Below are 11,568 nucleotides of genomic sequence, written 5' to 3' on the forward strand. Positions count from 1 at the left end.
GGCGTCTCGACGGCGCTCGTCGGCGTCATGATTGCCGCCGCGTTGATTCCGCCGACAGCCGTGGTCGGGATTGGAATCGCGTGGGGGTCACCCGAGGCGGTCGTCGGCTCTGCGATTCTCGTCCTCGTGAACATCCTCTCTATCAATTTCGTGGCAATCGGCGTGCTCTGGCAACAGGGCTACCGCCCGGAACACTGGATTCGACGCGACGAGGCCCGTCGGGCCGCCCTGTACCGTATTGCAATCATCGGGATTGGACTGCTCGTCCTCTCGTCGTTCCTCGGGACGGTCACGTACACGACGTACCGAAACGCGGGATTCCAGAGCGATGCACAGGAAGCCATCGAAGGCGTGCTCGCAGACACCGACGCGCAACTGCTATCGATGGACGTCCGGTACGATAGCGGACCGTTACAGGAACCCGCCAGAGTCGTCGTTACGGTCGGGTACGACCCGTGGTCCGACCCACCGGAAGTAAAAGATGAACTCACACAACGAGTGAATGCGGTCGCACCTGACCCGCTTTCACCGTGGGGGACAGACCGGATTGCGGTCGAGGTTCGCTACGTCGCCGTCGCAGAGTAGGTCGCCGTCGACGAATAGACCGCTATCACCGAGTCATCGTCGTTGCGAATCGGCCGCTGTCACCGAGTCATCGTCGTTGTGAATCGGCCGCTATCGTCGAGTATCACACCGCTACACAGTCAGGGATTCAGTAGTTTTCACTAAAGGGTACAGTCGCTCTTTGTCTTTAGCGCGACTTGAATAGCATCGCAGACGTTTCAGCAAGTATGCAACGACGCATCATCGCCCCACTACTCCTCGTGGGACTCGTACTCCTCGCAGGGTGTCTGTCACCGTTACAGGCGGCACCTGGAGAGAGCGCAAACAGCACAAATGCGACGACCATCTCCGCGACCGGAACTGGTGAGGTCACCGCCGACGACGACCTCGCCGTCGTCAACATCGCGGTGACCCACACCGCAGACTCCGCCGACGAGGCGCGCGGGACGGTCGCTGACAACGTTTCAGCTGTTCGTACCGCCCTCACTGACGCCGGTATCGCCGAAGACGACATCCAAACGACCGGCTTCACTATCCGTCCCGAGTACGACCACGGCGGTGAAAAACGCGAACTGGTCGGCTACCGCGCCGTCCACACGCTGAGCGTCGAAGTCGCCCCCGACCGTGCCGGTGAAGTCATCGACCTCGCCGTCGGTGCCGGAGCCAGCGAGGTCCAGAACGTGCGCTTCACGCTCACCGACGAGACGCGCGCCGAACTCCGCAGTGAAGCCCTGACGAAGGCCGTCGAATCGGCAAAGGCGGACGCTGACGACGTCGCCACCGCATCCGACCTCACTGTCACGGGCGTCCAGACCGCCACCGTCGGCGGGAGCAACTCGCCCGGTCCGTACCCAGTCGCCTTCGAAGACGCCCGCACGACTTCCGGAGCACCAACTGAACTCACACCCGGTCCCGTAACCGTCTCGGCGACGGTTGAGGTCGTCTACACGGCCGAGTAACGAGCAGTATCACGCGAACACCCGCTGACCGCCCTCCAATCGGCCCTCCACCGCATTCAGGCCACCCCGCACCCTCCCCCTTCGGTCCACACACTCCCAACGCCTGCCTTCGGCCCTCCCCACCCCCGCTCCCGCTTCGACCCTCCCCGCTTCCGAACCCAACCCCCCTACCTCGGACTACTCGACTCCTCACTTCAGTCGCTACACGCTGAGTTCAGTCACACACTCCCCGCTCCGTGTCTCTCTTTCAACAGTAGAAAACAGACCAAAAGCCGAGCAGTTACTCGTTTCGCGACGGCGGGATGTCGGGTTCGAACCCGATGGCGTCGGCAGCGGCATCGAGGACTGCATCGACGTTTTCGCCCGTCTCGACGCTCATGTAGAGGTCTGCCTCCATGTCGGTCGAGCGGTCGCTTTTGTTGCAGACGGTGAGGACCGGAATGTCACGTTCCTCGAATCGGGCTTGCACCGCGTCTCGGAGTTCGAGTTGCGATTCGATGGGGTAGCCGCACTCCGCGCTGGCGTCGGCGACGAAGATGACGGCGTCCGCGAGGTGTTCGAGGGCGCTGACGGCCTGTTTCTCGATATCGTTTCGTTCGTCCTCGGGACGGTCGAGCAGCCCCGGCGTGTCGATAATCTGGTACCGGATGCGCTCGCGGTCGAAATGGCCGATTTGGACGCCCTTCGTCGTGAAGGGGTAGCGTGCGATTTCGTTCGATGCGCGGGTCACGTCGTTGACGAACGAGGACTTCCCGACGTTCGGATAGCCGGCGACGACGATTGCCGGTTCGTCCGGGCGGATGTCGGGGAGGTTCTTCAGTGCGTCGCGGGCCTCGCCGATTCGGAGCAGGTCGTCTTCGACCTCCTCGGTGATGTTTGCCATACGGGCAAACGCCTGTTTTCGGTGCTTGCGAGCGAGGTCGGCGTCGGTTTTGCGGAGTTTCGGCTGGTACTCGCGAGCAATCTCGTCAATCTGCCGCGAGGCCCACATAATCTCCGAGAGGCTCTTTCGAACCTCGTCGACATCGACGATTGCGTCGGCGAGTTCGTAGTAGAACGGGTCGACCGTCTCGAAGTCGGGCCACTCGACGACGACGTTTTCGAGGTTGTCCGAGAGGATGTTCGACGCCGTCTGAAGCATCGACTGCTGAGCCTCCAACTTGTTCTGCTTCGCTCGCCCCGTGCGCGCGGCCCGCGAAAAGGCCTTGTCGATGAGTTCGTCCGACCGGGGCGTGGTCGGGAGAGACTCGAAAATCATTGCAACCCGCTACACGGTCGAGGCGTAAAAGCGCGTTCGTTTGGGGCTTGGCGCCTCGAACGCTGAATTAAGCGTGCTTGTCACCCGCACGGTTCGCCACGAGGTTCTTACCCGAAGACGATGAATCTCAGCACATGACAGACTGGAAAGCGGTCGCCGTCGGCTTCGTCATCATCCTCGTCATCGGGACCGGCGGGCTGTCAATCCCGATTATCGGGCAAATCGGAGCGGGCCTCGTCGGCGGGTTCGCGGCGGGCTATCTCGCCGGTGGCACGCTCGGCAACGGCGCGTGGAACGGACTGGTCGCCGGGTCGCTGTCCGGTATCGCCGTCACCCTGCTTGCAGCGCTCCTCGGCGGACTCGTGGGACTCGCGGGCGGACCGCTCGGTAGTCTCCTCGGCGGCGTCGGCGTCTTCGTCGTCGGTATCGTCTTGACGCTCATCTTCGCCATCGACAGCGCCATCGCCGGGGCGGTCGGTGCGTGGGTGAAAGGTTGAGAACGTTCGAATCCCGGCTATTCGCCGCGTTCGAGGTACTCGCGCTGAACTTCGACGACCTCGGTCGAATTCTCGCACTCGCTGTAGCGCCGCAGCGGTTCCTCGTTGAGTTCGAGGAAGGTGTGACCCCAGTTGAATTTCGAGAGAATTTCCTCGGCGTGCGGCTTCTCGCCGAAGATGACGAGCGCGGCGGCCAGTGCCTCGACGGTCGTCAGTTGCATCGGACGACCGAAATTCACGGGGTTGGCGGCGACGAGATACGGGAGCGCGCGATGCTCACCGGGAAGCGAAAACATCGCCTCCTCGGCGGACTCCCACGAGCAGTCGAGCGCGACGAGCGCGCCCGTGTCCTTGTCAGCAGGCGAGAGCGCCCGCTCGGCGTGGGGGTTGAGCACGACGCCGTAGGGTGTCGCCCGGTCCGTGCCGTGGAGGGTCGCCATCTCGAACCGTTCGAGCTTTTTCGCCGTGCACTTCTTCGGGTCGTCGTCACCCTCGTATCGAACGTGCAGGTCCACATCGGCGGTACGCGACTCCCGGAGAAAAGCGTCCCGAACGAGACAGTGGGGTCGGTACAGGGTCTATCCGAGCGTGCCGACGGCGCGGGCGGCGGATTCTTCCGCCCGGCCGACGAAGGGGAACCGTGCATCCCGACGCAACGTATCTGGCTCGACAGTATTACACGGCAATCGACCACCATGGATACGACATGCTTCGGAACCTCCTCGACCCCGGGTTCGTCCAGCAGCGCGAGGACATGCGACTCGACGGGCGCGAGGAGTTCGTTTCGTTCATGCGCGACGGTCGGCCGCAGACGGATACGAGGCACGTCATCGACCGCTACATCCAGTCGAAATCCGACGACGAAGTCGTCGTCCGCGGTCACCTCGAAGACAGTGGCGGAAGCGAGATATTCGTCTTCCTCGACCGGTTTCGAGCGCGGGACGGAAAGCTCGCCGAGTTGAAGACGTTCACGCGCCCGCCGAACTGAGCGCAGTCGCCACACAAAAGAGAATAGAGAAACGAACGCGTCAGTCCTTCTTGCCCGCGCCGACTGCCGATTCACCGACCGGCTCGTGACCCTCGATGACTTCGCGGCCGCCCATGTAGGGCTGGAGGACTTCGGGCACGTCGACCGTGCCGTCCTCGTTCTGGTAGTATTCGAGCAGCGCGACCATGATTCGGCCGACGGCCGTCCCCGACGCGTTGAGCGTGTGGAGATACTCGGCCGACTCGTGGCGCTCGGGCCGGTAGCGAAGCCCGGCGCGGCGAGCCTGGAAGTCCTCGAAGTTCGAGGCCGACGAGACTTCGAGCCAGCGACCGCCCAGTTCCGGAGCGTCGTCCGACTCGGTGCCCGGTGCCCAGACTTCGAGGTCGTACGTCTTCGCCGACGCGAAGGTGAGGTCACCGGTACAGAGCGAGAGCACGCGGTACGGCAGGCCGAGTCGGTCGAGCACTTCTGCCGCCTCGTCGACGAGGGCTTCGAGTCGGTCGTACGACTCGTCGGGTTCGACGAAGTTGACGAGTTCGACCTTGTTGAACTGGTGGACGCGGACGATACCGCGGGTTTCGGTCCCGTGTTCGCCAGCCTCGCGTCGGAAGTTCGGCGTGTACGCCTGATGCTTCAGCGGGAGGTCGTCCTTCAGGAGGATTTCGTCGCGGTACATGTTCGTGACCGGCACCTCCGCCGTGGGGCAGAGCCACAGGTCGTCGTCCTCGTAGTTCTCGGTCTCCGACCCGCCAATGCGATAGGCGTCCTCGGCGAACTTCGGAAGTTGGCCGGTGCCGACCATCGAGGTCGTCTTGACCGGAACCGGCGGGAAGAGGTCCACGTAGTCCTGTTCGCGGTGCACGTCCAGCATGAACTGGATGAGCGCGTGTTCGAGCATCGCGCCCTCGCCCTTGAGGAAGTAGAAGCCCGACCCGGTCGTCTTCGCCGCGCGCGCCTCGTCGATGATGTCGAGTTCCTCGCCGAGGTCGTAGTGCGGCGTCACCTCGTCGGGGAGGTCGCGCAGGTCGTCGAAGCCGACGCGGCGAATCTCCTCGTTGTCCGACTCGTCTGCACCGACCGGGACCGACTCGTTCGGGATGTTGGGGAGTTCGAGAAGCGCTTCGTCGAGTTCCGCTTCGAGTTCGTCGGCGCGGTCTTCGAGTTCCTGTAGTTCTTCTTTGAGTTCACCCGAGCGGTCGATGGCCGCCTGGGCTTCCTCGTCTTTGCCCTCCTGCTTTAGCTGGCCGATTTTTTGGCTGACCTCGTTTCGCTCGTGTCGGAGGTCGTCTCCCTCGGCTTTCAGCGTACGCCACTCGTCGTACACGTCGATGATGTGGTCGACATCCACGCCCTCCATGTTTCGGGCCGCGAGCGCGTCGCGGACTCGCTCCGGTTCGTCGCGGAGCAGTTGCCTGTCAATCATTGGTCAGTGATTCCCGGGCGGGCGGGAAAATCGTATCGCATCACCGGGGGATGGTACAGTACGGCGAAAAACAGAACCCGGGGGTACCCGCCACCCCGAAGAGTAGGTTACAAGCGGTTACAGGTCCACCCGCCCGAACCGGCGATAGCCGAGGTACAGCGGGAGCGTCGTCGCTGTTAGAAAGACGACCGCGCTAAAGACGAAAAGCGGGACAGACCCTGGAACGGGGTCATCAGGAATCTGTAGAGGGAACAGCATTCGTCCGAGCGTTGTGTGCGCTCGGAGCGGGCTCAGGTGGTTGATGAATTGGGCTGGCGGTGTTGTCATACCAACATGAAGGCCCCTAGTATCGGTCCCAGTGAGAGCTCCGATTACTGGCCTTACCACGTCCCCCCAGAACAGCAAAAAAAACAGAAACGTCGTAGCAGTGCCCGCAATCGAACGGTATGGTGACGAGGTGGCCGCGGAAAACCCAAGTGAGATTGTAGTCCAAAGGAGCGTGAGCGTGGTAACACTCCCGACCACGGTGAGGAATAACACAGGGTAGCTATGGCCGAATCGAACAAGCACGAGTAGTTCAGCGAAAACGAACAGCGGAAGCAAAACAAGAACCGCCGTGGTCAATCGAGAGACGGCTTTGGCGACGAAAACGTCCCGACGAGTCGCGGAGTTGCCAAGAACGACACGGAGCGTTTTCTCCGCTCGCTCGCCGACGATGGCTCGATATCCGAATAGCGCTCCCAGCACTAACGGGGCAAAAGAGAACGCACCACTGATATCAGCCACCTGTTCTCTTGGGCCGAACGCAGAGGACGGGTCTATCGACTGTGAGATACCAGGGAGTACAAACAACGCCGTCACGGCGATACCGCCAAGTACCAACCGGTTCCGGAACAGTTGTCGAACGTCCTGAACCAAAAGTACCCACAAGCGCGAGTCGCTCCACCGAGTGGGTCGTAGCAGTTGTCTCGCTGGCTTCGTCACGCGGTCAACGTATCGGCGGAGACGCGTCTGTCCCGACGACGAGTCGTCACCGAGATCCCTTCGAGTGAGGCGACGATAACCGAACAAGAGCGGGACGATGCCGAATCCGAGAAACACGAACGTCCCGAAGACGTTCAACGCGAGCGTTTCACCCGAAGGCGTTCCGGGGCCGACTACCCGAACCGACCAACTCATGGCCTCCCAAAAGGCGATTAGCGGATTGAACCGTTCGGTGACGTGGTACCAAAGCGGGATTTCGGCGACTGTGTCATACGAGGTCGGAGACGACGAACCGGTGAAGATAAACGTGAACGCGGGACGGAACGTGGACCCCCACACAGAGTAATCAGGCGAGAAAAGAAAGAAGGACCCGGCGATTGCGAGTAACGTTCGATACGCCGAATCGAAGGCCGCTGAATAGCCGACGGTGACCGCAGTCCAGACGGCGACGTATAGGAGTATCCACGCGCCAACCGTCCAGTACGGGAGCAGATACGGCCGTCCGTATCCATGGACGAGGAAGTAATTCCCGATTACGAGTATCGTCGCGGTCGCGACGAGAGCGATTACGACCCGCGACAGTACTTTTGCGAGAAGCAGGTCTCGGCGCGTACTGGGCAGACCGAAGATGAGCTTCATCGTTTTGGCAGTTCGCTCGCCGACGACGGAATTGTAGCCGACCGCCACGACGAGGACTAACGTGAACGTCTGCAACTCGAACGGGATTTGGATGATGTACTCGGAAAGCGAATAGTACTGGCTCGACGCGAGAGAGCCTGCAGTAGGCAAGTACATCAGTCCGAGCAGAATCACCGCACCCCAGACCAGTCGGTCCCGGAGCGCGTGACCGAAGTCGTGCCGTGCGAGCAAGAGAACCCGCTTCATGCGCACGGACCCTCGACTGCCGTCTCCATGAAGACCTGTTCTAACGACGGTTCACCGGTTCTGAGGTCGAGTATCACCGCTTCGGTGTCGTCGAGGAGCGTGATAACGTCGGCTTTCGCACTCGCGTCGGCGCAACCGACACGCAGGACGTCGTCATTCGTCGAGACCGCTTCGACGCCGTCGAGACACAGCAAGTCGTCTTGTATCCTGTCTGGAATCGTATCGAGCGTGACCGATAGCTCGAACGGAACGTCCGGTGTCGTCCGGAGTGCTTCGACCGTATCGACCGCGACGAGACGGCCGTCGTTCATGATACCGACGCGGTCGCAGATAGCCTCGACTTGGTCCATGATGTGACTCGAAAAGAAGACTGCCGCGCCGCGGTCGCGCTCTTCTCGGATGATGTTGCGGAAGGTCTGGGCGCCGGTCGGGTCGAGACCGCCGAGGGGTTCGTCGAGGATGATGAGGTCCGGTTCGCCGACGAGCGCAATCGCCAAGCCGAGGCGCTGACGCATGCCTTTCGAAAAGCCCCCGACAGCCCTGTCGCCGGCGTCCGCGATGCCGACTCGTTCGAGCAACACCTGCGGGTCGTCGTCCGCGCGCTTCATCGCGATTGCGAATTCGAGGTGCTCGCGGGCGGTGTCGCGTTCGTAGAAGCCGGTCGCTTCCGAGAGCACGCCGAGGCGTTCACGAGCGGCACGCGGGTCTTCCTGCGGGTCGATACCGAAGATAGAGGCACGCCCGGCTGTCGGCCGCACGAAGTCGAGAAGGATATTGATAGTCGTTGATTTCCCGGCACCGTTCGGGCCGAGAAAACCGAACACTTCGCCTTGCTCGACGGTGAGACTGACATCCTCCACTGCACAGATATCGCCGTATCGTTTCGTGAGAGAGTGTAGTTCGATTGCCACTACTAACCGGGTTTAAAGAAACAGAACTAAAATATTTATATTCATTTGATATTTTGTCCCACCGGCTGGCGTCGAGCGGGTACCGAGCGGATGTCGAGCGGGTATCGGGCGGGTGTCGGGCGTTTCGTCTCTCGGTCGTAAACTGAGAGTCGGAGCGGATGGCGATGGCCGAACGCTTTTGCTCCCCGGAGACGGCCCTCAACTATGGCCATTGGCGATGTCGAAGCCGTTCCGAACAGCACGGACGTGTACTACGTCGATACCGGAATGTACGAAGTCGAACACTACGGTTCTGTCTATCTCATCGACGCGGAAAAGCCGGCGCTCATCGATACCGGCATCGCGGCCGACAGAGAGCACGTGTTCGGAATGCTCGACGAACTCGGCGTGGACGACCTCGCGTACATTCTGCCGACGCACGTCCACCTCGACCACGCGGGCGGCGCGGGCTACCTCGCCGAGCGCTACCCCGATGCGACCCTCATGACCCACGAAATCGGCGCGCCGCACCTCGTGGACCCTTCGCGTCTCGTTGCGGGCACGAAAGCCGCCGTCGAAGACCAGTGGCGCTTCTACGACGAACCACTCCCAATCGACGAAGACCGGGTGGAGTCGCTCACCGACGGCGACGAAATCGACCTCGGCGACCGGACGCTCACGGTGCACCACGCGCCCGGCCACGCACCGCATCAGGTGATGTATCACGACGACCGCGACGACCTGCTTTTCACCGGCGACGCGCTCGGAATCTGGGAACCGCGGTCGCGGACGCTGCTCCAGACCTCGCCGCCCTCGCAGTTCCACCTCGAAAAGGCGCTCGACGACGTGCGAACCATCGAGGACATCGACCCCGAAACCATCTGCTTCGGCCACTTCGGGTCGAGACCGTACGACGATGACCTCGCAGCGGAGTACAAGCGCGTTCTCGTGGAGTGGGTCGAAGCCATCCGACAGAAGCGCGAGGAACTCGACGATGACGAGGCGGTCATCACGCACTTCGTAGAAAACACCGAGATGGACGAGGTTTGGGGCGTGCGGAAGGCTCAGGACGAAGAACGATTGAACGTGCGAGGCGTACTCGGCTACCTCGACTACATCGAAGACGACGAGTAGCGACCCGCAGGCGAGACGCCTAGCGGCCCTGTATCTGCGTTTCCCCGTGATACGTCGGGCTTTCAATTGTACGAACGTACATAGTTTTAAATGTTGAATCTGTACTAACAGGATATGGACTGGCGGGACGCAGAGGCGACTTTCGACGACCCCGTTATCGCTCGAACGACCCTCCCACGAATGTTCGAAGAGAGCGCAGCGCGGAACGCCTCACGAATCGCACAGCAGTACAAAGGTGGTATCTACGAGCGCTCACTCGTCGGCGAGGGTGTCGTACCGGCGGCACCCAACGGCGTGTTCAGCGACGTGACCTACGAGAAGATGCGAGATATCGTCCGGAACCTCGCCGCGGGGTTCCGTGACCTCGGAATGGAGACGGGTGACCGAGTGGGCATCTTCGCACACACACGCATGGAGTGGGCACAGACCGACTTCGCCGTCCTCGGTGCTGGCGGTGTCGTCACCACGGTCTACACGTCGTCGTCGGAGCGGCAGGTTCGGTATCTCCTGTCGGACCCCGGTGCAAACGCCGTCGTCGTCGAGAATCAGGAACTCTTAGAGCGCGTACTGGCCGTCGAAGACGACCTCGACTTACGGTTTATCGTCGTCATCGACGAGTACGAGGGCTACGACGACCGCGACGACATTCTGACGCTCGGTGAAGTACATCGCCACGGCGAGGAGGTGTTCGACGAAGCGGAGTACGAATCGTGGTTGGATGCGCGCGACCCCGACGACCTTGCCAGCCTCATTTACACCTCCGGAACCACGGGACAGCCAAAGGGTGCCCAACTCACCCACTGGAACTTTCGGTCGAACGTCAACGAGAGTTATCGACGGTTCGGGCCGCGTCCGAACAAGAGCGACGCACCCGCTGTCAGCCCCGACTCCGTGTCGCTGTCGTTCCTCCCCTTGGCACACGTCTTGGAGCGCATGGCCGGTCACTTCATGATGTTCGCTGCGGGTGCGACCGTCGCCTACGCCGAGAGTCCGGACACCTTGCGCGAGGACTTCCAACTCGTCCAGCCGACCGCCGGGACGAGCGTCCCGCGCGTGTACGAAAAGCTCTACGACGCGATTCGTGCGCAGGCGAGCGAATCACCGGTCAAAAAGCGCATTTTCGAATGGGCCGTCGACGTCGGACAGGAATACCACACGACGGACTCGCCCGGCTATCTTCTCAGTGCGAAACACAGAGTCGCTGACCGCCTCGTCTTCGACCAGGTGCGTGAAGCCCTCGGTGGCAACATCGAGTTCTTCATCAGCGGCGGTGGAAGCCTCTCGGCGGAACTCTGTGCACTGTATCACGCCATGGGACTACCGATATTCGAGGGCTATGGACTCACCGAGACCTCGCCTGTCATCACGGTCAATCCACCGGAAGCGCCGAAAATCGGGACTATCGGCTACCCGCTTCGGGAGGTTGAAATAAAACTCGACAAGACGGTCGTCGGCGACCAGCTTGGTGATGCGGGTGGCGAAGTCGGGGAACTACTCGTTCGCGGGCCGAACGTCACCCCGGGATACTGGAACCGCCCCGAAGAAACCGAGGAGGCCTTCGTCGAAGACGACGAGGGCAACCGCTGGTTCCGGACCGGCGACGTAGTCGAACGCCGGCCAGACGGGTACATCGCCTTCCGCGAGCGTGCCAAACAGATTCTCGTGCTTTCGACGGGGAAGAACGTCCCTCCTGGACCCATCGAAGACGCCTTCGCTTCGTCGACAGTGGTCGAACAGTGCATGGTTCTCGGGGACGGCCGGAAGTTCATCTCCGCGCTCATCGTCCCAAGTTTCGACGGCCTACATGGGTGGGCCGACGAGCAGGGAATCGACCTCCCCGAAGACCCCAAAGACATCTGTCGCGACGACCGGGTGTACGAGCGCATCGGGGAGGAAGTTGAGAACACAAACGACACCTTTGGTTCGTACGTGCGAATCATACACATCTGACGCGTCCCCCGAGAGGTCTACGAAGGGAACGACCTC

General features: G+C 61.7%; 10 protein-coding genes and 1 pseudogene. 6 read left to right on the forward strand and 5 right to left on the reverse strand.

Annotated elements, in window-relative coordinates:
- A partial coding sequence (locus tag QT222_RS14565; RefSeq protein WP_491477582.1) for a DUF389 domain-containing protein occupies positions 1-585 on the forward strand: 585 nt, incomplete at its 5' end.
- Between the two features lie 206 nt (positions 586-791).
- A complete protein-coding gene (locus tag QT222_RS14570; RefSeq protein WP_491477583.1) occupies positions 792-1,523 on the forward strand; it encodes an SIMPL domain-containing protein in 732 nt (243 codons plus the stop codon).
- 280 nt (positions 1,524-1,803) lie between these two features.
- On the opposite strand, the gene QT222_RS14575 is transcribed toward QT222_RS14570, so the two are convergent.
- The gene (locus tag QT222_RS14575) at positions 1,804-2,781 is read right to left on the reverse strand and encodes an NOG1 family protein (protein ID WP_004059356.1); all 978 of its coding nucleotides are present in this window, start codon (positions 2,779-2,781) and stop codon (positions 1,804-1,806) included.
- A 134-nt stretch (positions 2,782-2,915) separates the two neighbouring features.
- Here QT222_RS14575 and QT222_RS14580 point away from each other — a divergent pair, with 134 nt between their 5' ends.
- Positions 2,916-3,278 carry a DUF5518 domain-containing protein gene (locus tag QT222_RS14580; RefSeq protein ID WP_004059355.1) on the forward strand — a complete coding sequence of 121 codons (363 nt, stop codon included), beginning with the start codon at positions 2,916-2,918 and terminating at the stop codon, positions 3,276-3,278.
- A 17-nt stretch (positions 3,279-3,295) separates the two neighbouring features.
- On the opposite strand, the gene QT222_RS14585 is transcribed toward QT222_RS14580, so the two are convergent.
- Positions 3,296-3,793 carry a DUF367 family protein gene (locus QT222_RS14585; RefSeq protein ID WP_004059354.1) on the reverse strand — a complete coding sequence of 166 codons (498 nt, stop codon included), beginning with the start codon at positions 3,791-3,793 and terminating at the stop codon, positions 3,296-3,298.
- Positions 3,794-3,918: 125 nt separating this feature from the next.
- Between QT222_RS14585 and QT222_RS14590 the strand changes: the two genes are divergently transcribed.
- Positions 3,919-4,266, forward strand: coding sequence for a nuclear transport factor 2 family protein (locus QT222_RS14590; protein WP_014732406.1), 348 nt, complete (start codon positions 3,919-3,921; stop codon positions 4,264-4,266).
- Between the two features lie 40 nt (positions 4,267-4,306).
- Here the strand turns inward: QT222_RS14590 and serS are convergent, their stop codons facing one another.
- The 3 genes from serS to QT222_RS14605 form a co-directional block, all read right to left on the reverse strand.
- On the reverse strand, positions 4,307-5,689 hold the full coding sequence (gene serS / locus QT222_RS14595) for a serine--tRNA ligase (RefSeq protein ID WP_004059352.1): 1,383 nt from the start codon (positions 5,687-5,689) through the stop codon (positions 4,307-4,309).
- A gap of 117 nt (positions 5,690-5,806) precedes the next feature.
- Complete coding sequence (locus QT222_RS14600; protein WP_491477584.1) at positions 5,807-7,558, reverse strand: ABC transporter permease subunit; 1,752 nt, start codon at positions 7,556-7,558, stop codon at positions 5,807-5,809.
- The gene (locus QT222_RS14605; protein ID WP_491477585.1) at positions 7,555-8,469 is read right to left on the reverse strand and encodes an ABC transporter ATP-binding protein; all 915 of its coding nucleotides are present in this window, start codon (positions 8,467-8,469) and stop codon (positions 7,555-7,557) included. Before QT222_RS14605 ends, QT222_RS14600 begins: the two co-directional genes overlap by 4 nt.
- 204 nt (positions 8,470-8,673) lie before the next feature.
- On the opposite strand from QT222_RS14605, the gene QT222_RS14610 reads away from it, so the two are divergent.
- Positions 8,674-9,582: an MBL fold metallo-hydrolase gene (locus QT222_RS14610; RefSeq protein ID WP_004059349.1), complete on the forward strand. Its 909-nt coding sequence runs from the start codon at positions 8,674-8,676 to the stop codon at positions 9,580-9,582.
- A 114-nt stretch (positions 9,583-9,696) separates the two neighbouring features.
- Positions 9,697-11,529 (forward strand): annotated as a pseudogene (locus tag QT222_RS14615) (AMP-dependent synthetase/ligase); the annotation flags it as partial.
- Positions 11,530-11,568: the final 39 nt, after the last annotated feature.

Source organism: Haloferax sp. s1 (assembly GCF_058382125.1).